Genomic DNA, 19,130 nt, shown 5'->3' with positions numbered 1-19,130 from the left:
GGCCAGACCCGATGCCACATGGCAGGGAAATCTTTCGCGCCGGCAGTGCCGATCTCGGCCAATTGCACGAGAGCCGCTGGCAGTGGCTGGAGCAGGTGTCGGGACCAGCGGTCGCGCTGCCGACCGAATATCCCGACGGCTACCATGTGCCGCAACACCGCCACAGCCGCAGCCAGTTGCTGCATGCGCTGGTCGGCGTCGTGCTGGTGACGACGCGGTACGGGCGGTGGATGGTGCCGCCCGACCATGCGATGTGGATACCGGCCGGCACGGAACATTCCGTCGAAATGCTGGGCGACGTCTCGATGCGCTCGGTCTATGTCATGCCGGGCGCGATCCCCGGGCTGCCGGAAGGGTTACGCGTCGTCGGGGTAACCGAGTTGATGCACAGCCTGATCGTGGAATCGGAAAAGCTGCCGCAGGGCGGCGTGCTGGAAGGGCGCGGCGGGTTGATCATGAACCTGCTGCTGCATGAAATCCCGACCTTGCCGGAACGGCCGCTCGGCCTGCCTTTCCCTTCCGACCCCCGGCTGGCGATGCTATGCCGGCGCTTCGTCGCCGCACCTTCGCCGCATGCCACGATCGACGAATGGGCCGACGCCGCCGGCATGAGCCGACGCTCCTTCACCCGCGCCTTCCAGCGCCAGACCGGCCTGTCGCTGTCGACATGGCGCCAGCAGGCCTGCCTGTTCGCGGCCTTACCGAGGCTCGCCGATGGCGAGCCGATCACGCGCGTGGCGCTCGATCTCGGCTATGACAGCGTGCCGGCCTTCATCACCATGTTCAAGCGCATGCTCGGCTCCTCGCCGCGCGGCTATATGCGCGGCGCGCGTGATGCCGGCGAAGGCATGCGGCGAACCCCGGCCCGGCTGGAGGCGCCGACGCCATCGGCGTTGCCAAAGGGGTAACTGGGCCGCAGGGGTAACAGGTTTTTAGTCGAACAGGCTCGACACCGATTCCTCGGTCGCCGTGCGCGAGATGGCTTCGCCCATCAGGTCGGCGATCGAGATGACGCGGATGTTGGGCGCGTCGAGCACGCCTTGCGTCGGCTGGATGGAATCGGTGATCACCAGTTCCTGCAGCTTCGAGCCGCTGATGCGGGCGACGGCACCCCCCGACAGCACGCCGTGGGTGATATAGGCGGTGACGCTGGTGGCGCCGTTGGCCAGCAGCGCTTCGGCGGCGTTGCACAGCGTACCGCCGGAATCGACGATATCGTCGATCAATAGGCAGTCCTTGCCGGCGACCGCGCCGATGATGTTCATGACTTCCGATTCGCCCGGGCGCTCGCGGCGCTTGTCGACGATGGCGAGCTGCGCGTCGAAGCGCTTGGCCAGCGCACGGGCGCGGACCACGCCGCCAATGTCGGGCGACACGACCACGACATTGCCGAGCTGCTTGTATTTCGCCTTCACGTCGCGGGCCATCACCGGCACCGAGAACAGATTGTCGGTCGGTATGTCGAAGAAACCCTGGATCTGGCCGGCATGGAGATCCAGCGTCAGAACGCGGTCGACGCCGGCGCGGGTGATCATGTTGGCGACCAGCTTGGCCGAGATCGGCGTGCGCCCGGAAGCGCGGCGGTCCTGCCTGGCATAGCCGAAATAGGGGATAACCGCCGTGATGCGCTTGGCCGAGGAGCGCATGAAGGCATCGATCATGATGAGCAGTTCCATCAGGTGATCGTTGGTCGGGAACGAGGTCGACTGCAGGATGAAGACATCCTCGCCGCGCACGTTCTCCTGGATTTCGACGAAGATTTCCTGGTCGGCGAAGCGCCTGACACTGGCCTTGCCCAGCGGGATGTTGAGATAGCGGGCGACCGCTTCGGCCAGCACCCTGTTGGAATTGCCCGCGAAGAGTTTCATGCACCGTTCCTGGTGGAGGACGGAGAGGCCTGGCGGACTCTCCTGCGCCTGTTAACCGGGCTTTTAGCGGCCCGCGCTGGTATTGCAAGCGCCGAGATCGGGAATCCGCCGGCTAAGGTCAAGAAAGCTGTTCGGCGGCGGACAACACCTCAACTCGCCTTGCCGCTGAGAAAGGCGGCAAACTGGTCGATGGTCTGGTCAGCGATCGCCTGCATGGTGGCCGGCGATACCGACTTCCAGCTGTCGGCGCCCGTGCTGTCGCCGGAACCGGTCGAAGGCGCCTTCATCTGGCCGTTGATGCGGTGCAGCCGGTTGCCGGAGGGGTCGTAGACATCCCAGACATAGATGACGGTGGTGTCCTTGCCCTCCGACATCGCCGAGAAATAGCCCTTGAGCACATGGGTCGCGGTCTGGTCCTGGCTGCCGGCCAGCGTGATGCCGCGCTGCTTGGCGCGTGTCTGCAGTTCCGCCGTCAGCGGCGTGGCGGCTTCCACCGAAGCGCCGACGATCGGCGCGATCTGCAGCCGGGTCTTCGACAGGATGGCGGCGGCCTGGGCGGAGGTGACGGGTGCCGTCGTCGTGGCGGTCGAAGCGGCCGTCGATGGTGCCGGGGCGGGAACGGTGACTGTGGCGCTGCCCTGCGCGGCCGGCCCCGAGGCCGCCGGCGGGGTGATGGCGGAAGGTTCGAGAACATCCTTTGCGTTGGTGCAGGCAGCCAGAGCCAATGCCACAAGCAATGACACGGTCGTCACATGCGATCGTCTCATTTGCCTTCTAACTCCTTGGCGAAGAACGCCTCCCATTATGGATTCACTGCACGATCAAGTCGAGATCATGGCGGGACAGCGCCTTCGGCTGGGATTCGGTGGTCAGGTAGGTGCGGCCAAGCGTCATCGCCGTCTCGGTCTCCGAATCCATGATGATCATGTGGGCGAACAGCGTCATGTTCGGCGCGATCGGCTCGGGATTGCCCTGGTAGAACATCGGCATGTCCATCCAGGACGGCGTGAAGCGTGCGCCGACCGAATAGCCGCAGGCGTTCAGCCGGTGCTTGGTCAGGCCGTGCGCCTCCATGGTGCGGGCGTGGGCGTCGAACACGTCGCCGAAGCTGTTGCCCGGCGTCATTGCCTTTTCGACGGAAAGAAGCGCGGCGCGCGCGGCGTCGAACAGCTCCTGATGGCGCTTGGAGACCTTGCCGGTCAGCACCGTGCGCATCATCGGCGCATGGTAATGGTGGAAGACGCCGGCCCATTCGAGCGTCAGCTGGTCGTTCTTGGTGAGCTTGCGGCGGCCGGCCTTGTAGCGGCACAGCAGCGCATCGACGCCGGAGCCGATGATGAACTCGTTGGCCGGATAATCGCCGCCGCCGGCAAAGATCGCGCCTTGCATGGCGGCCAGGATCAGGGCTTCGTCGCCGCCCTGCTTGATCAGCGGCAGGGCCGCGTCCAGCGCGTCGTCGGAGAGATTGGCGGCCTTTTCCGCCTTGGCGACCTCGGCCGGGCTCTTGAACAGGCGCAGCCGCCCGACGATACCGGAGGCATCGGCGATCTGGCCGAAGGTCTGCAATTGCTCGTCCAGGCGGCGGCCATTGTAAGCGGTCAGGCCGTGCGTGTCGTATTCGACGCCGATGCGGGCGCCGAGCAGGTCGAGTTCGTTGAGCAGGTTGCGCAGATCGACGGCCGGATTGGCGCCGTCGCGGTCGGTCCACAACACGATGTTGTCGATGATCGAGGTGTGGCGCGCCTGGCGCAAATCGGCCGAGCGGGTCAGAAGCACCATGGAGCCGTCGGCCTTCACCACCAGGCACTGGAAGAAGCAAAAGCCGAACGTGTCGTAACCGGTCAGCCAGTACATGCTCTCCTGCGCGAACAGCAGGATGGCGTCGAGCTTCTTTTCGGCCATCTCGATCATCAGCCGGTCGCGCCGCGCGTCGAATTCCGATCGTTCAAAATGCAGCGCCATTATTCACTCTCCAAAACGATTGCCGAAACCTGCCGGCCATAATCGGGTTCCTTGCGGTGCGTGGTGCGCCGGTAGGAGTAAAACAGATCTTCCTCGGCATAGGTGCAGCGGCCAAGGCCATCGGCCCTGACGCCGGCTCTGGCCAGACGGTCGACCGTGTAGCTGGCGAGGTCGAACATCGAGTGGCCGGCATGTGCCGAAGGCACGAAATAGCGGGCATTTTCGCTGTCGGCCTCGACAAAGCGGGCGACGAATTCCGGCCCGACTTCGTAATTGTCGGGGCCGATCGAAGGACCGAGCACGGCGACGATGTTTTCGCGCCGGGCGCCGAGGTTTTCCATGGCGGCAATGGTGTTTTCCAGTACGCCCGTGAAAGCGCCTTTCCAGCCGGCATGCGCGGCGCCGATGATGCGCGCGCCGGCATCCGCGAACAGGACCGGGCCGCAATCGGCGGTCGAGGCGCCGATGGCGATGCCGGGCCGGTCGGTGACGATGGCGTCGGCCTTTGGCCGTTCGCCCGCGAACGGTTCCCTGGCGATGACGACGTCGGGCGAATGGACCTGCCAGGCGGTCAAGAGATGGCTCGCGGGCACGCCCATCCAGGCGGCGACGCGGGACCGGTTCTCGGCGACCAGCGCCTGGTCGTCATCCGACCCGGTGCCGATGTTGAGGCCCTGGTAGATGCCCGTGGAGACGCCGCCGATGCGGGTGAAATAGCCGTGGCGGATGCCTTGCGCCTGCGCCTTGTCCAGCAGCGGCGACCGAACGGGATCCGGTTTGGTCTGATTGAGCATGCGGGCGTTGTTGTCCGTGTGGGCGGTTTCGTCAAGGAAAAGCGGCCGGCGGTCCGGCGCTCTTTTACCGGACGGGAGATTGGGAGGGGCTGCGGTGAAAAGTCAATCCGCCGTCGCGAAAGGCCGAAGGGCCGTGCCGCGCGGAACGACGGCGAGCGCCTTGAAGAGTTCGCCCATGGCTTGCGGGCCGGCGAGGCGCTCGACGGCATCCGCTATCTCATCGCGCGCCGCCTGGCCGGCATTGGCGCCGAGCTGGCCGGCGCGCTCCAGAATGCCCATGCCGAGCAGGAAATTGCCCTGCGTCGACAGATGGGCGTCGAGGCCATGCGCGCGCACGACAGTCGCAAGGGCGGCGAAATCGACATGGGACGTCAGGTCAACCTCGCCGGGATTGGCCAGCACATCGTCGTGATTGTGCCGGCGCAACGCCTGCAGCGTGTCGCCGATGCCGGGCAGCAGATGGCCGTAGTCGAGGAACAGCCCGCCGCCGCCGTCACTGGCTATGCGCTCGGCGATCGCGGCCATCAGGGCTGTGCGGGCGGGCGCGACTTCGACGATCGCGCCCTGAGGCGCGTCGCCCGCATCCCTGGGCAAGAGCGTCGGATCGAGCGAGCCGGCGCCGGCGAAGAAGCAGAGATTGTCGGCGCCGTCCACGCCGACCATGCGTTCGCGCCATTCGGCGCCGGCGCGGACGAACTGGCGGATGGGCACGGCGTCGAACAATTCGTTGCCGACGATCAGCAGCGGCTGCCGTGGCAGCGTGTCGATGGTTTCGTGCCAGGAGATGGCAAAGGGTGTCGCGCCGAGCGTCTGCTTCTGGACGTCCGCCAGGCGCGGGCTGGTCTCGACCATGGCGAAGGCGGCGCCATTGGTCAGGGCCGGGTCGAGCCGTGACAGGGTGCGCAGCATGTCCTTCATCAGTGTGCCGCGGCCGGGACCGATCTCGGCGACGGTGACCGGCAGCGGTCGGCCGATGGCTTGCCAGCCCTGGTAGAGCCAGACGGCGACGAGTTCGCCGAACATCTGGCTGATCTCCGGCGCGGTGATGAAGTCGCCGGCCGCGCCGAACGGTTCGCGCGTCGTGTAGTAGCCGTCGCGGGGATCGAACAGGCACAGTGCCATGTATTCGTTGACGGGCATCGGGCCCACCGCTTCGATCAGCTCGACGATGCGGGCCTTCAGCCGCGTCATGTCGCCTGCGGCTGCGCTTGCGTCACCGGCTTGGCTGTCGCCATCGCCCAGATGCCGGCCAGCACCATCGGCGTCGACAGGATCATGCCCATGGTCAGCCAGTTGGTGCCGAGGAGATAGCCGAGCTGCTGGTCGGGCTCGCGGAAGAATTCGACGAAGATGCGCGACAGGCCGTAGCCGCAGATGAAGGCGCCGCCAACGAAGCGCGGCGTCTTCAGCTTGAGGCGCGAATGGGTGAGGATGCGCAGCACGACGAACAGCAACAAGCCTTCGAGCAGGGCCTCGTAGAGCTGGCTCGGATGGCGGGTGAACGGGCCGCCATTGGGGAATTCGATCGCCCAGGGCACATCGCTCGGCCGCCCCCAGAGCTCGGAGTTGATGAAGTTGGCGACGCGCACGAGGCCCAGCCCAACCGGCACGCCTGCTGCCACGACATCGAACAGTGACCAGGTGCGGATGCCGCGCTTGATGGAGAAAAGCGTCATGGCGAGGATGACGCCGAGCAGGCCGCCATGGAAGGACATGCCGCCTTGCCAGACCGCGAAAATGTCGAGCGGGTGGGCGATGTAGCGCGCCAGGTCATAGAACAGGACATAACCGGTGCGGCCACCCAGAACCACGCCGATGGCGGCCCAGACGATGAAATCGTCGAGATCCTCCGGCTTCATCGGCAGGACGCCGTCGGGCCAGAGTTTGGGATTGGCGGCGAGCCGCTTGGCGTACCACCAGGCAAACAGGATGCCGACGATGTAGCCGATGCCGTACCAATGCACCGCCAGCGGCCCGATCTGGACGAGGATCGGGTTGATGTTGGGAAACGGCAGCGAAGCCAGCGGCAGCAGGAAATATTCGTTCAACGGGAAGCTCTCGGTTGCGATCGGCGCGGACCATGCGGCAGGGTTTTGGCAGGGTCAAGGCAGGCTAACGGCCGTCAATGGCCCGCGAGCGGGATCGCTTCAACCCTCCATCGCGCGGATAGCGATGCTCAACCCCTGGTCTTGGCGGCCACCAATTCACGCAAGGCGTCGTTGATCCTGTCCTGCCAGCCGGGGCCATCTTCCTGGAAATGCTCGAGCACGGCCCGGTCGATCCGGATCGAGACGAGCTCGCGGACATTCGGAGCCGCCGAGGGTTCGCGTGGCGGCGGCGGGGCCGCCTTCTTGACCGGCTTGAAGACGGCTTCGGCGGCTTCCATCGGATTTGTCGGTCGGCGCGGGGGCGTTGCCATTGGTTGATCCTCTGGAGTTGATCATACTCGACGCACGTCGTGATGAAAACGCCACAATAGGCGACTTGGCGCCATCCGCTAAGCAGGAGTCGCTCAAAGTCCTTGCAAAGCGGGTCGAGACCAGGTCGGAAGATTCTGGTGGATCAGATAAGATCGTATCGTCAGGTGTCTGGGAAAGAGATCGTTCCAAGATCCATCGCGCCGTGCAGGATGTGCACTATCTCCAAGGTGTCCGTGCCAACGCGGTAGAAAATTAGATAGCTGCCATGGACGCGCCGACGAATGCTTGAGGATCGATGCCGCTCGAAGAGCGGATATCTCTGCGGCATTGTGCACAGTTCCTTGCAATCGCGGCGCAATTCCTGAATGAATGTCACCGCACGAAATGGGTTATACAGCGCTATGTAGTCACCAATGGCTGCAAGGTCCGCTTCAGCCCGACGTGTGAAGACCAGCCGCCTCACTTGTTCTTCTCTGCCATCGCCTTGTATTTGGCTTCGAGCCTGTCCAGCACCTCGTCGCCAGGCTTGACCCTGCCGGCATCGGCGTCAGCAATGCCTTCTGCGAGGGCCACATCGAGGGCGGCGAGCCGTTTTTCCCGTTCTTCGACGAGGCGAACGCCCTCACGCAGCACTTCGCTCTTCGAATTGTAGCGCCCTGTGCTGACCAGCTGGTTGACGATATCTTCGAGGCGGGCGCCCAAGTCCGCGCTAATGGCCATGATGGTGCTCCGGCAAAAAACATTCCGGAATAATAATAGTTATTGGTCAGGCTTGCCAGTGATTTGATGAGGTGGATTGACTTGATGCCGCACCAGCCCTCAACGTTCTTGCATTCGGCGCGCGGCACCACTAACTCAAATCAAGCAAGCGAGGATTTGCCATGTCGACCGGACCGAACCGCATTCTCGATGAATTCGCCAAGCTGATGACCGATGCCGCCGGCGCCGCCCAAGGCGTGCGGCGCGAGGTGGAGACGGCCTTCAAGGGCCAGGCGGAGCGTATCCTCAACTCCATGGATGTCGTGCAGCGCGAGGAATTCGAGGCAGCGCGCGAGATGGCGGCCAAGGCGAGGGAAGAGAACGGCAGGCTCGCCGAGCGCATCGAAGCGCTTGAGGCCAGGATCGCCGAACTGACCGGCCAGGCCACACCTGCGGCTCCGGCGAAGCCCAAACCAAAAAAATAATTCGTTAAACTTTTCCACAAAGCACCAGCCTGAAAATCGCTTTGCCGTGAATCGCTTACCGGCATTGCGTGACTCTTTGTGACAGGCACCTTTCCACATGCGAATGCCGCAGTGCGAAAAATTGGGCTGTTCACGCGACTCCCGATCAATAGACTGAATTTGTTGCATGATTCGGAGCAGGGTCATGCCGCCGGGCGGTGGGGTTCGGTCTGGGGTCTTTGCGTTGAGAAGTAGTCCTTGGCGCGAAGTAAAGTCCTGGCCGTCCGAGTTCTAGACAAGATTGTTCGTCGTGTGTGCCCCGCGGAGCGTGTGGCGCTCCCCCTGAACACAGGAAGCATTCCATGGAACTTCTCGAACTCGAATTTTCCCGCGAAATCCATCCGGTGGATGTGATCGAGCAGGTGGCCCACAACAATGACTGGTCCTTCGAAAGGGCCGGCGACGACGAAATCTCGATCTCGGTTGCCGGCAGCTGGACCGACTATCACGTCTCCTTCTCGTGGATGGAGGATTTCGAGGCGCTGCATCTGGCCTGCGCTTTCGACATCAAGGTGCCGGAAACCCGCACGCTGGAAGTGATGCGGCTGTTGTCGCTGATCAACGAACAGATGCTGTTCGGCCATTTCGACCTCTGGGAGCAGGAAGGCGCGATCATGTTCCGCCAGTCGCTGCTGCTCGCCGGCGGGGTCGAACCCTCGAGCCAGCAGGTCGAGGTGCTCTTGTCCTCGGCGCTGGAAGCCTGCGAATGCTACTTCCAGGCTTTCCAGTTCGTCGTCTGGTCGGGAACCTCGGCCAAGGACGCGCTCGCCGGCGTTCTGTTCGAGACCTTCGGCAACGCCTGAGCCGGGTAAGACCAAGGATGAGTTCGAGCAGCGAGCGCAAGCCCGAGATCAGTTTTGCCGACTTCGATCGTGTCGACATCCGCGCCGGCACGATCGTCGAGGCCGAACCGTTTCCGGAGGCGCGCAAGCCGGCCTTCAAGCTCAGGATCGATTTCGGACCTGATGTCGGCATCAAGAAATCGTCGGCGCAGATCACCAAATATTATACGCCCGAGACTTTGATCGGCCGGCAGGTGTTCGCGGTGGTGAATTTCCCGCCGCGCCAGATCGGCCCATTCATGTCGGAAGTTCTGACGCTGGGCTTTCCCGACGAGGAGGGCGCCGTGGTGCTCGGCGCCATCGAGCGCAAGGTGCCTGACGGCGGACGATTGTTTTAGGCCGCCAGCTTGCGCGTCCTGCCGAGGGCTTCTTCGACCGTGTCGAGAAACATCTCCGCGCAGGCCTTCCAGCTGTAGCGCATGGCGCGTTCGCGGGCCTGGGCGCGGTCGACGTTCAGGGCGGCGAGCGCGGCTTCACGCAGATCGTTCGACACCGCGCCGCCAAAGCCGTCGCCCACGATGTCAATCGGTCCGGTCACCGGATAGGCGGCGACCGGCGTGCCGCTGGCCAGCGCCTCGATGATGACGTTGCCGAAAGTGTCGGTGCGGCTGGGGAAGACGAAGACATCGGCCGAGGCGTAGATTTCGGCCAGTTCGTCATTGGGGCGATGACCGAGGAAATGCGCCTTGGGATATTTCGCCTTGAGCTTAGCGAACTCGGGACCTTCGCCGACGATCACTTTGCTGCCGGGCAAGTCGAGATCGAGGAAGGCCGATAGGTTCTTTTCGATGGCGACGCGGCCGACGCAGAGGAAAACCGGGCCGGGGAAGCCGAGATCCCTGCGCTTGTCGGGCCGGAAATGGTCGGTGTCGACGCCACGCGTCCAGGGCCTGAGCTTGTTGAAGCCGCGCGCCGAAAGATCATCCGCCAGCGACTGGGTGGCGACCAGCGTGCCCTGGCCGGAATTGTGGAAATCGCGCAGCCAGCGATAGGCCCAGCTCTCCGGCACCGGCAGGCGGGCGCTGAGATATTCGGGAAAACGGGTGTGATAGCTGGTGGTGAACGGCCGGCCGGCATTGCGGCAATAGCGCCGCGCCATGATGCCAAGCGGACCCTCGGTGACGATGTGGATGTGGTCCGCCTTGTAGCCGTCGATCAGGCGCGCGACATGGCCCGGCGTGGTCAGCGCCAGGCGGATGTCGGGGTAGGTCGGTAAGGGCAAGGTGCGAAAGATGTTCGGGGTCAGGAATTCGACCGCGACGTCGAAGGATTTCAGCGTCTCGGTGAGCCGCTCCAGCGTGTGGACGACGCCGTTGACTTGCGGGCGCCAGGCGTCGGTGACCATCAAGATGCGCATGGCGGCCCTTTGCTCCGGAGATCGACGGTTGCCTTGAAACGATGCCGGAAGGGCGACCATGCGGCCGCCCTCGCTTCGCTCCAGCGCACCCTGGCGGGCGCGGGGTCGAAGTGAGGCGGCAAGGACGAATCAAGTGCGGTCGCGCGCTTCATGCGCGCTCTTGACCATGGTTTCATGACGGGCGGATGAAGACCGGCGCATGATCTTGGCAAAGGAGAGCCGGCTTTCTGACAAGATAAAGGGCGTGGAAGAAGAGGGGACTGTTGCCGACCCGCTCTATTTGAATGCCGTCAGCCTTAGTCTGGCTTTGTCAGGCGGGAACCTTGATCACGGCGCGCAGGCCACCCATCGGACTGTCGCCAAGCGTGATGTTGCCGCCATGGCTGCGGGCGATGTCGCGGGCGATCGACAGGCCGAGCCCGGTGCCGCTGGCATCAAGGTTGCGGGCCTCGTCGAGCCGCACGAAGGGCTTGAACACGTCCTCGCGCCGGTCGGTCGGGATGCCAGGACCGTCGTCGTCGATGGTGACGACTAGGAAGCCGCGGCTGTGGTTGGCGTTGACGTCGACGGTCTCGGCATAGCGGAAGGCGTTGCCGATGACGTTGGACAAGAGCCTGGCGAAGGCATTCGGCCGGACATGCACGGTCGGATCGCCGGAAAGCGTCGTCGACAGCTTGCATTTGCGCAAGCCCGCTTCCTCGCCGAGCTTCTGGAAATAGGCATCGAGGTCGAAGCGTCCCGGGTCCTCCGTGGCTTCGCCGCGCGCAAAGGCGAGATAGCCTTCCAGCATCGACCGCATGTCGTCGATGTCCTGGTCCAGCGCCGCCTTGGTCTCCGGCTTGCCTGCGGTCAGCGCCAGCTGGAGCTTGAACCGCGTGAGGATGGTCCTGAGATCATGGCTGACGCCGGTCAGCATGGCCGTGCGCTGTTCGATCTGGCGTTCGATGCGCTCGCGCATCTGGATGAAGGCGAAGCCGGCGCGGCGAACCTCCTCGGCGCCACGCGGGCGAAAATCGCGCGACATCGGCCGGCCCTTGCCGAAACTTTCGGCCGCCTCGGCAAGCGCCAGGATCGGCCGGATCTGGTTGCGCAGGAAGGGGATGGCGATCATCAGCAGCACCAGCGAGGTGCCGACCATCCAGATCAGGAAAATGTGGGTGTTAGAGGCATAGGCCTGGCTGCGCCGCACGAAGACGCGCAGCACCTTGTTCTCGAGCTGGACGCGCACCTCGACGATGTTGGAATTGCCGACCGTGTCGATCCAGAAGGGCCGGTTGATCTGACGGGTGATTTCGGCGGAGAGAACGTCGTCGAGGATCGAGAAGAACGGTTTTGGACCGGGCGGCGGCAGCGGATCGGGCGGCAGCAGATCGACCTTGAGCTGCATGCGGTCCTGCGCGATGCGGATGATGTTGGCGTAGTCGGCGTCGTGCGGGTAGGTCTCGATCAGGTCGATGATGGCGGCGATGTCGCGCACGGTTGCCTGCGACAGGCGTTGCGTCACGGTTGCCCAGTGACGTTCCATGAAATCGAAGGCGACAACCGACTGCAAAAGGATCATCGGCGCGATGACGATGATCAGCGAGCGCGCGTAGAGGCGCTTGGGCATGTAGAGCGAGACGAGGCGCCAGAACCGGTTCCAGATGCGCGGCACCGCCTTGAGCGTGCGCGTGGCGCGTGCGCTCAAGCCGTCATTGTCCGGTTGTTCCAGTTCCGTGGTCGCCATTGGCTCTTTTCATCCGTCGGCGGTATTGGAGCATGATCCCTGGACAAACGGAAACCGTTTGTCCGAGAAAACCGGTTCCCGTTTTTCAGGATCATGCGCTTGGACCGCCGCCGGTATTCTATTCCACGCTGAGCCGATACCCAATACCGCGCACGGTCTGCAACCAGACCGGATTGGATGGATCGCGCTCGATCTTGCGGCGCAGCCGGTTGATCTGGACGTCGATGGTGCGCTCGCCGACTTCCGAATCGTCGCCGACCAGTTCGTGGCGGGGGATGGTTTCGCCGGCGCGCGCGGCGAAGATCGCCAGGATCTCCTGTTCGCGGTCGGTCAGTTTCAGCGCTTCGCCGCCGCGCTTCAGTTCGCGCCTGGCGATCTGGAAGGTGTAGGGACCGAAGACCAGCTGTTCGACCTTGGGCGTCGCCGCCGGGCCGCCACGGCGCAGGATATTGTTGATGCGCAGGATCAGCTCGCGCGGGTCGAAGGGTTTTGGCAAATAATCGTCGGCGCCAGCCTCGAGCCCGGAAATGCGGCTGTCGGTTTCCGACAGGGCCGTCAGCATCAGGATCGGCACGTTCTTTTCGGCGCGCAGCGACTTGGTCAGGTCGACACCGGTTTCACCCGGCATCATGACATCGAGCACGAGCAGGTCGAAGTCGAGGCCGGCGAGCTTGCGGCGGGCCTCGCCGGCATTGCCGGCGACGGTGACGCGAAAGCCGTTTTCGGTCAGATACTGCTTGAGAAGATTGCGGATGCGGGTGTCGTCGTCGACCACGAGCAGATGCGGTGCGTCGTCGTCCGGTGCGGCCGCCTGGTCGACCCTCTCATTGCTCTCCATGGCTTTTCCCCGACAGTTTTGCGGACCCAACGTCGATCTGAGCTCTCAGTTCCGGATTGACCATCGCTTCGAGGAAGCGTTCCACCAAGGTCCGTTCGGTGGCGCCGGAATCTTTCAATGCAGCATGGATGCGGCGCGACTGTGGCCGCGCCAGGGCCAGCGCCAGCGCACGGCCCTTGGCCGTCGGATAGAGTTCGCGCTGGCGGCGGTCGCGCGGGCCCTGCAACTGCACGACGTGATCGGTGTCGATCAATTGCTTAAGCACGCGCGCCAGGCTCTGCTTGGTGATCTTCAGCACCTCGAGCAGTTCGGCGACGGTCAGGCCCGGACGGCGGTTGACGAAATGCAGCACCCGGTGATGGGCGCGGCCGAAGCCGTAATCGGCCAGGATCTGATCGGGATCGGAGGTGAAGTCGCGATAGGCGAAAAAGAAGAGTTCGATGATGGCGAAGTCGATGCCGTCCTCGCTGGTAATCGCGGTCCTGATCGGTTTTCCGGCGGCTGGGCTTTTATCCGGCATCATTTCTCCATGGGAACGGGAGATTATGTCAGTACTATTGACGTAATTTCCCCGCAATGGTAATTTTTGACAAGCTTTTGGGCGGATTGCGAACGAAAAGGCAAGATAGGCCGGTTTTTCCGGAACTTCCTGAGTTTGCCAGGGCGCGATTATCCGCTTACGCTTCGAGACGCTGGCCGGCGTCTCCAATCACATGGCGCGGCCAAAAAACGAACACGCAACGACACCAAGGATAGGCGGACCGAGATCCGCGGGAGGTTACAATGGCATCCGTTCCCTTCGATCAACTGGACGGCTTCATCTGGATGAATGGCGAGTTCGTCGCATGGGGTGACGCCAAGATCCATGTGCTGACCCACGGCCTGCATTACGCAAGCGCGGTCTTCGAGGGCGAGCGCGCCTATGGCGGCGAGATCTTCAAGCTCAACGAGCATACCGAGCGCCTGCATGAATCGGCGCGCCTGCTCGGCTTCAAGATTCCCTATTCGGTCGCCGAGCTCAACGACGCCTCGACCACGCTTCTGAAGAAGCAGGGCTTCCAGGACGCCTATGTCAGGCCGATCGCCTGGCGCGGCAGCGAGCAGATGGGCGTTTCGGCGCAAAACAACCGCATCAACGTCGCCATCGCCATCTGGCAGTGGCCGAGCTATTTCGACCCGGCGCAGAAGCTGAAGGGCATCCGTCTCGATGTGGCGGAATGGCGTCGGCCCGACCCGCGCACGGCGCCGTCGCGGTCGAAGGCCGCCGGCCTCTACATGATCTGCACCATGTCCAAGCATGCCGCCGAGGCCAAGGGTTATGCCGATGCCATGATGCTCGACTGGCGGGGGCAAGTCGCGGAAGCAACGGGCGCCAACATCTTCTTCGTCAAGGACGGCAAGATCCACACGCCCAAGCCCGACTGCTTCCTCGACGGCATTACCCGCCGCACGGTCATTGGCCTGGCCAGGGATCGCGGCTTGGAGATCATCGAACGCGCCATCATGCCGGAAGAACTGGAAGGATTCGAACAGTGCTTCCTGACCGGGACCGCGGCGGAAGTAACGCCGGTCTCGGAGATCGGGCCTTACCGATTCGAGGTCGGCGAGATCGCCAAGAATCTCATGAACGACTATTCTGTGGCCGTTCAACCGAAGCATGCGATCGCCGCAGAATAACGAAAGTCACAGCTTTTCACGCAAGCAGGGGCGGTTTTAGGGCCGCCCTTTTTATTTCAGCGTTTCTGCATTTGACTTTCATCCAATTCGGCGTCTCATGATGGCGTCGGCCCGGGAGGCTGGCAGCCATGGAGGGACTAATCATATGGACATGAACACGCTTCTTCCGATCATCATTCAGATCATTACAGGCATTATCGGTGGTCAGGCGGTCGGCGCGGCGATCAAGACGGCGGCGTTGGGGCAGCTTCCCAAAATCCTGGGCGGAGCCATTGGCGGCGTCGGCGGCGCGGCGATCCTGGGCAGCCTGCTCGGCGGCGGCGCGGTGGATCCGGCGGCGGCTGCCGCTGCGACGAGCGGTCTCGGCAGCGCGCTCAATCTGCAGAACATCGTCGGTGGCGCCGGCGGTGGCGCGATCCTGACCGGCATTATCGGCGCGGTCATGGGCGCCATGAAGAAATAAGCCTACCGATCTCGGGCTTCGCAGAATGGGCGGCTTCGGCCGCCCATTTCCTTTTGACACGCACTGTTTGGCCTTCCGGCTGTGGACGGTTTTGACCGATGCCTCTACATGAACGCTGACACAGCGAAAGGACGATCATGGGTCAGCTCAACGCCGGCATCGTGCCGGTCACACCGTTCCAGCAGAACTGCACCATCCTGTTCGACATGGACGACAAGCGCGGCGTGGTCGTCGATCCGGGCGGCGACATCGACAAGGTGCTGGCGGTGTTGAAGGACAATGCGATCACGGCCGAGGCAATCTGGATCACGCACGGCCATATCGACCATGCCGGCGGCGCCATGGAGTTGAAGGAGGCACTTGGCATCGAGATCCTCGGCCCGCATGAAGCCGACAAGATGCTGCTCGACAATCTGGAGAACCAGGGCAGGCGCTACGGCATCGACGGTGTGCGCAATTGCGTGCCCGACCGGTTCCTCGCCGAAGGCGAGACCGTGTCATTCGGCGGCCATGTGTTCGAGGTGCTGCATTGCCCCGGCCACGCGCCCGGCCATGTCGTCTATTACAACCGCGCCGCCAAGTTCGCCCATGTCGGCGACGTCCTGTTTCGCGGCTCGGTCGGCCGTACCGACCTGCCGGGCGGCGACCATGCGGCCCTCATCGCCTCGATCAAGGACAAGCTGTTGCCGCTTGGCGACGACATCGGCTTTATCTGCGGCCATGGCCCGGGCGGGCGTTTTGGCGAGGAACGGCGGACCAATCCGTTTTTGACCTGAATTGGATCTGGACCGTCCGTGGGATCGAAAGCCCGACGGGCTGATAAAAAAGCGCCGGCCTTTCAGCCAGCGCTTTTTGTTTGGGGCAGGGAAGCCTCAATTGGCAGTGCAGAAATGCTGTTCGCCGTCATTGCCGGTGAAGGTGCCGGTGCGGGAATTGAAGGTGCGGTAGCGGTCCGAGCAGTACTCGTACCAGCCACGCGTCCACGGTTCGGCGTAGCGGTCGGCGTAGACCACCTGCGGCTCGGCGTAGTAGCGGCGGACCGGGGCCGGGCGTATCCGCACATCACGATCGTAATAACCGTCATCGTAATAACGGTCGGCATCGGGCGGCGGCCGGTCATTGGCCAATGCGCCACCGATCAACGCTCCGGCGGCCAGGCCCAGAACGCCTGCCGCGACAGCATCGCCATTTCCATGGCCATGATGATGCCAACGGCGCCAGTCATCGGCATTGGCCGCCGAAAAGGTCGCGAGCGTGGTGGCGACCACGGCGGCGGACAGCACGGCTGTCTTGAAAATACGGTTCATCTTGGTCTCCTTCGTACGGACCGTACAGTTTGCAGGGGATGCGGTCCGGCTTTACGAATGACTAATATGAGACCGTGGCTGAACGGGGGCTGAACAAAAATTTGGCCGCACGCCCTGTTTCACGGCATCCAACCCGCGCGCTGGGCGCGGATTCCCCTCTGCCGGGGCCGGCATCGGTCCGAAGCCGGCTTAGCCGACCGACAGGTTGACAGCCTTGGGTCCCTTGCCGCGTTTGTCCGGCTCCGTGTCGAATGTCACTTTCTGCCCATCTTCAAGACCGGGAAGACCCGACGCCTGCACGGCTGAAATATGCACGAAGACATCCTTCGCGCCATCATCCGGTGTGATGAAGCCGAAGCCCTTGGCATGGTTGAAGAATTTGACGGTGCCGGTCTGCGGCATGGGAAGCTCCTTTGATCCCATAAACTCCAGTCTCGGGCCGGCAAATGCCCGAGTGGAAATTTGTCCTTTATTTTAGCGTCATCGGCAAGTGAAAGTTTTTCGGGCACTTAAAGCAGGTCGCGCTTTAAGTGCTTGTTATGACGCGTGTCATTGGGCCGGACCGGGATGAACTTCAAGATGAGACGAGGTCATGCTGCACCACGGACATGAAAAAGGCGCGACGAAAACCGCCGCGCCTTTCAAAAATCCGTCCGCCCGCCAAGGTGCTGGTCAAGCTTCTCGTTCGCCCATCCGCCTGGATGCGCGGCGCGCCGATCGCTCAGGCCGCGCGCAGGTTGACCGCCTTCGGGCCCTTGCCCATGCGGTCCGGCTCGACGTCGAAGGTGACCTTCTGGCCGTCGACGAGCGTGCGCAGGCCCGAGGCCTCTATCGCCGAAATATGGACGAACACGTCCTTGGCGCCGCCGTCGGGCGTGATGAAACCGAAGCCTTTGGTCGCATTGAAGAATTTAACGGTGCCGGTCTGGGCCATTGGGGAAACTCCTTCACCCGTTCAGTCTTGGTGGTCCTGCCCGCCACCTGGCGTCGAGGGCAGTTCCTGGTGGTTGCTTTCGGCAGTCATGCATTGGCGCATGGTCAAACCCCCCGCCGAAAAACGGGGCCGTCAGAGATTCACAGTATCGGGGAAAGGTCGTCCAAAACGTTCCGCTCTCCGGGTCGCAAATGCCCGAACACAGAATTTATCGCACGGAAACGTGAAGGTTGCAAGATAGCGCCGCGGGCCGCCGCCGCAGGCGCATCCCGACGCAAAAATCGACCGATCAAAGCGTCGACCGGCCGCAAATAGGCTTCGTTGCCCGAGGGGTCATCGGCCCACAGCCCCGGTCATGCATGGGCCAGAAGCGATGATTGGCGGCGGCGCGCGGCGGGGGCTACCGGTCCGGGCGTCGTTCTCCCACAGTAGCCGCGAACAGGGGTTGCAATTGGCAGTGGAATGGCGAGGATCGCGCCAAGGGTGACTGATTTAAGTCTTGTTTTGATCGATATCATTTTCAGCGAACCGCTGGCAGTCTTGGGCGGTACGCACCTGGGCGGGGATCGAGGGAGAGACGATCATGAGGTTTCTTGCGGCAATCTTTTCACGGCAGGGTTTTACCATCCTGTTCCTGTCGGCAATTCTTGCCGCCTGTACGGTCGTCGTCGATGAGGGACCGGGGCCGCGCCCGCGTCCGCCGCGCCCTGAACCGCAATTCTGCACCAAGCAGTACGAGCCAGTCTGCGCCCGGCGCGGCGGCGATCGCCAGACCTTCGCCAATTCCTGTCTGGCCGACCGGGCCGGTTACCGCATCGTGCGGGACGGTCCCTGCCGCGATGGCGGCGATGGCGGTGGCGGCGGCGGTGGCGGTGGCGGCGAGCAGACCTTCTGCACCCGCGAATACGCGCCGGTGTGCGGCCGCCGGCATGGCGACATGCGCACCTTCCCCAACGCCTGCGAGGCCCGTGCATCGGACTATCGCATCGTCGGCGACGGGCCGTGCTGAGAGCTTACCTTCTCCCTTGTCGGAGAAACTGAAATTGCAGTTATTCTTCCACGCCAACATAGGCTTTGGTCTTGAGCAGGCCGGCCAGATGGGCGGCGTTTGAAGCCGCCATTTCGATGGCTTGGGCGACCTTGTCGGGGGTCTTCGGCAGATCGACATAATTGACGTCGCCCATGGCTTCACCGACCCAGTAGACGCCGCCATTGGCGGGGATGGTGAAGCCGACGTCGTTGAGCGCCTGGAAGCATTCCGCGTGGCAGTGATGCGCGCCGTCCTCGTTGCCGACGATCGCCACCAGCGCGACCTTGCCGGCGGCCGGCATGCGGCCCTTGTCGTCGGTTTCGTCCAGAAAGGCGTCCATCCGCTCCATGACGCGCTTGGCGACGCTCGACGGCTGGCCCAACCAGATCGGCAGACCGAGGATGAAGATATCGGCGGCGACGATCTTTTTGCGCAACTCAGGCCAATCGTCGCCCTTGCCCATGTCAGAGAGCACGCCGGGCTTGATGTCATGATCGAGTGCACGAACGACCTCGCCCTTCACGCCATGCGGTTTGAGCGCCGCGAGCAGATCGGCGACGATCTTGTCGGTGGAGGATTTTTCCTTGTCGCCGGAAGCTTTCAGCGAACAGTTGAGGGCAAAGGCGGTAAGGGACATTGCGGAACTCCTGCATCTGGGGGTGCAGGCTCAACGTCGCGAGGCGCTTGCG

General features: G+C 63.3%; 25 protein-coding genes. 8 read left to right on the top strand and 17 right to left on the bottom strand.

Going from position 1 to position 19,130, the window contains the following annotated elements:
* Window positions 1-11 precede the first annotated feature (11 nt).
* The gene (locus tag LB564_RS14785; protein WP_224538788.1) at window positions 12-908 is read left to right on the top strand and encodes an AraC family transcriptional regulator; all 897 of its coding nucleotides are present in this window, start codon (window positions 12-14) and stop codon (window positions 906-908) included.
* Between the two features lie 24 nt (window positions 909-932).
* Here LB564_RS14785 and LB564_RS14780 read toward each other — a convergent pair whose 3' ends face one another.
* The 9 genes from LB564_RS14780 to LB564_RS14740 form a co-directional block, all read right to left on the bottom strand.
* Complete coding sequence (locus LB564_RS14780) at window positions 933-1,868, bottom strand: ribose-phosphate pyrophosphokinase (protein WP_140704822.1); 936 nt, start codon at window positions 1,866-1,868, stop codon at window positions 933-935.
* 149 nt (window positions 1,869-2,017) lie between these two features.
* Window positions 2,018-2,635, bottom strand: coding sequence for a hypothetical protein (locus tag LB564_RS14775; RefSeq protein ID WP_140704824.1), 618 nt, complete (start codon window positions 2,633-2,635; stop codon window positions 2,018-2,020).
* Between the two features lie 43 nt (window positions 2,636-2,678).
* A complete protein-coding gene (locus tag LB564_RS14770) occupies window positions 2,679-3,830 on the bottom strand; it encodes a M24 family metallopeptidase (RefSeq protein ID WP_140704826.1) in 1,152 nt (383 codons plus the stop codon).
* Window positions 3,830-4,624, bottom strand: coding sequence for a peptidoglycan editing factor PgeF (gene pgeF, locus LB564_RS14765; protein ID WP_140704828.1), 795 nt, complete (start codon window positions 4,622-4,624; stop codon window positions 3,830-3,832). The genes LB564_RS14770 and pgeF overlap by 1 nt, the downstream gene beginning before the upstream one ends.
* A gap of 102 nt (window positions 4,625-4,726) precedes the next feature.
* Entirely contained in the window at window positions 4,727-5,815 is a 1,089-nt protein-coding gene (locus LB564_RS14760; protein ID WP_224538785.1) for a class I SAM-dependent methyltransferase, read from the bottom strand.
* Window positions 5,812-6,672 carry a prolipoprotein diacylglyceryl transferase gene (lgt, locus tag LB564_RS14755; protein ID WP_140704832.1) on the bottom strand — a complete coding sequence of 287 codons (861 nt, stop codon included), beginning with the start codon at window positions 6,670-6,672 and terminating at the stop codon, window positions 5,812-5,814. Before lgt ends, LB564_RS14760 begins: the two co-directional genes overlap by 4 nt.
* 128 nt (window positions 6,673-6,800) lie before the next feature.
* On the bottom strand, window positions 6,801-7,043 hold the full coding sequence (locus LB564_RS14750; RefSeq protein WP_224538782.1) for a BrnA antitoxin family protein: 243 nt from the start codon (window positions 7,041-7,043) through the stop codon (window positions 6,801-6,803).
* A gap of 161 nt (window positions 7,044-7,204) precedes the next feature.
* Window positions 7,205-7,507 (bottom strand): type II toxin-antitoxin system RelE/ParE family toxin, encoded by a 303-nt coding sequence (locus tag LB564_RS14745; RefSeq protein WP_318012804.1) that lies wholly within the window; start codon window positions 7,505-7,507, stop codon window positions 7,205-7,207.
* Window positions 7,504-7,764, bottom strand: a complete 261-nt coding sequence (locus LB564_RS14740) for a type II toxin-antitoxin system ParD family antitoxin (RefSeq protein ID WP_224538780.1) — start codon at window positions 7,762-7,764, stop codon at window positions 7,504-7,506. Before LB564_RS14740 ends, LB564_RS14745 begins: the two co-directional genes overlap by 4 nt.
* A 161-nt stretch (window positions 7,765-7,925) precedes the next feature.
* Here LB564_RS14740 and LB564_RS14735 point away from each other — a divergent pair, with 161 nt between their 5' ends.
* The 3 genes from LB564_RS14735 (at window position 7,926) to LB564_RS14725 (ending at window position 9,447) form a co-directional block, all read left to right on the top strand.
* Window positions 7,926-8,228 carry an accessory factor UbiK family protein gene (locus LB564_RS14735; protein ID WP_127280606.1) on the top strand — a complete coding sequence of 101 codons (303 nt, stop codon included), beginning with the start codon at window positions 7,926-7,928 and terminating at the stop codon, window positions 8,226-8,228.
* Between the two features lie 341 nt (window positions 8,229-8,569).
* Complete coding sequence (locus tag LB564_RS14730) at window positions 8,570-9,070, top strand: YbjN domain-containing protein (RefSeq protein WP_027143347.1); 501 nt, start codon at window positions 8,570-8,572, stop codon at window positions 9,068-9,070.
* Window positions 9,071-9,087: 17 nt separating this feature from the next.
* Complete coding sequence (locus LB564_RS14725; RefSeq protein WP_224538778.1) at window positions 9,088-9,447, top strand: tRNA-binding protein; 360 nt, start codon at window positions 9,088-9,090, stop codon at window positions 9,445-9,447.
* On the opposite strand, the gene LB564_RS14720 is transcribed toward LB564_RS14725, so the two are convergent.
* The 4 genes from LB564_RS14720 to LB564_RS14705 form a co-directional block, all read right to left on the bottom strand.
* A complete protein-coding gene (locus LB564_RS14720) occupies window positions 9,444-10,466 on the bottom strand; it encodes a glycosyltransferase family 4 protein (protein ID WP_224538776.1) in 1,023 nt (340 codons plus the stop codon). The genes LB564_RS14725 and LB564_RS14720 overlap by 4 nt on opposite strands.
* 310 nt (window positions 10,467-10,776) lie before the next feature.
* Window positions 10,777-12,192: an ATP-binding protein gene (locus LB564_RS14715; RefSeq protein ID WP_224538773.1), complete on the bottom strand. Its 1,416-nt coding sequence runs from the start codon at window positions 12,190-12,192 to the stop codon at window positions 10,777-10,779.
* A 118-nt stretch (window positions 12,193-12,310) separates the two neighbouring features.
* A complete protein-coding gene (locus tag LB564_RS14710; protein ID WP_140704842.1) occupies window positions 12,311-13,030 on the bottom strand; it encodes a response regulator in 720 nt (239 codons plus the stop codon).
* The gene (locus LB564_RS14705) at window positions 13,017-13,550 is read right to left on the bottom strand and encodes a MarR family winged helix-turn-helix transcriptional regulator (protein ID WP_224539207.1); all 534 of its coding nucleotides are present in this window, start codon (window positions 13,548-13,550) and stop codon (window positions 13,017-13,019) included. Before LB564_RS14705 ends, LB564_RS14710 begins: the two co-directional genes overlap by 14 nt.
* A gap of 263 nt (window positions 13,551-13,813) precedes the next feature.
* Between LB564_RS14705 and LB564_RS14700 the strand changes: the two genes are divergently transcribed.
* The 3 genes from LB564_RS14700 to LB564_RS14690 all read left to right on the top strand — a co-directional run bounded on the left by LB564_RS14700 (window position 13,814) and on the right by LB564_RS14690 (window position 15,946).
* A complete protein-coding gene (locus LB564_RS14700; RefSeq protein WP_224538770.1) occupies window positions 13,814-14,707 on the top strand; it encodes a branched-chain amino acid aminotransferase in 894 nt (297 codons plus the stop codon).
* Between the two features lie 145 nt (window positions 14,708-14,852).
* Window positions 14,853-15,170: a hypothetical protein gene (locus LB564_RS14695; RefSeq protein ID WP_140704845.1), complete on the top strand. Its 318-nt coding sequence runs from the start codon at window positions 14,853-14,855 to the stop codon at window positions 15,168-15,170.
* A gap of 137 nt (window positions 15,171-15,307) precedes the next feature.
* On the top strand, window positions 15,308-15,946 hold the full coding sequence (locus LB564_RS14690) for an MBL fold metallo-hydrolase (protein ID WP_224538768.1): 639 nt from the start codon (window positions 15,308-15,310) through the stop codon (window positions 15,944-15,946).
* Between the two features lie 96 nt (window positions 15,947-16,042).
* On the opposite strand, the gene LB564_RS14685 is transcribed toward LB564_RS14690, so the two are convergent.
* The 3 genes from LB564_RS14685 to LB564_RS14675 all read right to left on the bottom strand — a co-directional run bounded on the left by LB564_RS14685 (window position 16,043) and on the right by LB564_RS14675 (window position 17,411).
* Entirely contained in the window at window positions 16,043-16,477 is a 435-nt protein-coding gene (locus tag LB564_RS14685) for a BA14K family protein (RefSeq protein WP_224538765.1), read from the bottom strand.
* Window positions 16,478-16,666: 189 nt separating this feature from the next.
* On the bottom strand, window positions 16,667-16,879 hold the full coding sequence (locus LB564_RS14680) for a cold-shock protein (RefSeq protein WP_008877668.1): 213 nt from the start codon (window positions 16,877-16,879) through the stop codon (window positions 16,667-16,669).
* 319 nt (window positions 16,880-17,198) lie between these two features.
* Window positions 17,199-17,411 carry a cold-shock protein gene (locus tag LB564_RS14675; RefSeq protein ID WP_006202520.1) on the bottom strand — a complete coding sequence of 71 codons (213 nt, stop codon included), beginning with the start codon at window positions 17,409-17,411 and terminating at the stop codon, window positions 17,199-17,201.
* A 583-nt stretch (window positions 17,412-17,994) separates the two neighbouring features.
* Between LB564_RS14675 and LB564_RS14670 the strand changes: the two genes are divergently transcribed.
* Complete coding sequence (locus LB564_RS14670; RefSeq protein WP_224538762.1) at window positions 17,995-18,420, top strand: Kazal-type serine protease inhibitor domain-containing protein; 426 nt, start codon at window positions 17,995-17,997, stop codon at window positions 18,418-18,420.
* 40 nt (window positions 18,421-18,460) lie between these two features.
* Here the strand turns inward: LB564_RS14670 and LB564_RS14665 are convergent, their stop codons facing one another.
* Entirely contained in the window at window positions 18,461-19,078 is a 618-nt protein-coding gene (locus LB564_RS14665) for a flavodoxin family protein (protein ID WP_224538761.1), read from the bottom strand.
* Window positions 19,079-19,130 lie beyond the last annotated feature (52 nt).

Source organism: Mesorhizobium sp. ES1-6 (genome assembly GCF_020164775.1).
GTDB lineage: Bacteria > Pseudomonadota > Alphaproteobacteria > Rhizobiales > Rhizobiaceae > Mesorhizobium.
The sequence above is the reverse complement of the archived record's forward strand: the minus strand, read 5'-3'. Positions and strand labels throughout refer to the sequence as shown.

Bases quoted from the DNA above. Each gene is read 5' to 3' on its own strand.
- LB564_RS14785 (WP_224538788.1), top strand. From the start codon at position 12: ATGCCACATGGCAGGGAAATCTTTCGCGCCGGCAGTGCCGATCTCGGC.
- LB564_RS14780 (WP_140704822.1), bottom strand. From the start codon at position 1,868: ATGAAACTCTTCGCGGGCAATTCCAACAGGGTGCTGGCCGAAGCGGTC.
- LB564_RS14775 (WP_140704824.1), bottom strand. From the start codon at position 2,635: ATGAGACGATCGCATGTGACGACCGTGTCATTGCTTGTGGCATTGGCT.
- LB564_RS14770 (WP_140704826.1), bottom strand. From the start codon at position 3,830: ATGGCGCTGCATTTTGAACGATCGGAATTCGACGCGCGGCGCGACCGG.
- pgeF (WP_140704828.1), bottom strand. From the start codon at position 4,624: ATGCTCAATCAGACCAAACCGGATCCCGTTCGGTCGCCGCTGCTGGAC.
- LB564_RS14760 (WP_224538785.1), bottom strand. From the start codon at position 5,815: ATGACGCGGCTGAAGGCCCGCATCGTCGAGCTGATCGAAGCGGTGGGC.
- LB564_RS14750 (WP_224538782.1), bottom strand. From the start codon at position 7,043: ATGGCAACGCCCCCGCGCCGACCGACAAATCCGATGGAAGCCGCCGAA.
- LB564_RS14740 (WP_224538780.1), bottom strand. From the start codon at position 7,764: ATGGCCATTAGCGCGGACTTGGGCGCCCGCCTCGAAGATATCGTCAAC.
- LB564_RS14735 (WP_127280606.1), top strand. From the start codon at position 7,926: ATGTCGACCGGACCGAACCGCATTCTCGATGAATTCGCCAAGCTGATG.
- LB564_RS14730 (WP_027143347.1), top strand. From the start codon at position 8,570: ATGGAACTTCTCGAACTCGAATTTTCCCGCGAAATCCATCCGGTGGAT.
- LB564_RS14725 (WP_224538778.1), top strand. From the start codon at position 9,088: ATGAGTTCGAGCAGCGAGCGCAAGCCCGAGATCAGTTTTGCCGACTTC.
- LB564_RS14720 (WP_224538776.1), bottom strand. From the start codon at position 10,466: ATGCGCATCTTGATGGTCACCGACGCCTGGCGCCCGCAAGTCAACGGC.
- LB564_RS14715 (WP_224538773.1), bottom strand. From the start codon at position 12,192: ATGGCGACCACGGAACTGGAACAACCGGACAATGACGGCTTGAGCGCA.
- LB564_RS14710 (WP_140704842.1), bottom strand. From the start codon at position 13,030: ATGGAGAGCAATGAGAGGGTCGACCAGGCGGCCGCACCGGACGACGAC.
- LB564_RS14705 (WP_224539207.1), bottom strand. From the start codon at position 13,550: ATGCCGGATAAAAGCCCAGCCGCCGGAAAACCGATCAGGACCGCGATT.
- LB564_RS14700 (WP_224538770.1), top strand. From the start codon at position 13,814: ATGGCATCCGTTCCCTTCGATCAACTGGACGGCTTCATCTGGATGAAT.
- LB564_RS14695 (WP_140704845.1), top strand. From the start codon at position 14,853: ATGGACATGAACACGCTTCTTCCGATCATCATTCAGATCATTACAGGC.
- LB564_RS14690 (WP_224538768.1), top strand. From the start codon at position 15,308: ATGGGTCAGCTCAACGCCGGCATCGTGCCGGTCACACCGTTCCAGCAG.
- LB564_RS14685 (WP_224538765.1), bottom strand. From the start codon at position 16,477: ATGAACCGTATTTTCAAGACAGCCGTGCTGTCCGCCGCCGTGGTCGCC.
- LB564_RS14680 (WP_008877668.1), bottom strand. From the start codon at position 16,879: ATGCCGCAGACCGGCACCGTCAAATTCTTCAACCATGCCAAGGGCTTC.
- LB564_RS14675 (WP_006202520.1), bottom strand. From the start codon at position 17,411: ATGGCCCAGACCGGCACCGTTAAATTCTTCAATGCGACCAAAGGCTTC.
- LB564_RS14670 (WP_224538762.1), top strand. From the start codon at position 17,995: ATGAGGTTTCTTGCGGCAATCTTTTCACGGCAGGGTTTTACCATCCTG.
- LB564_RS14665 (WP_224538761.1), bottom strand. From the start codon at position 19,078: ATGTCCCTTACCGCCTTTGCCCTCAACTGTTCGCTGAAAGCTTCCGGC.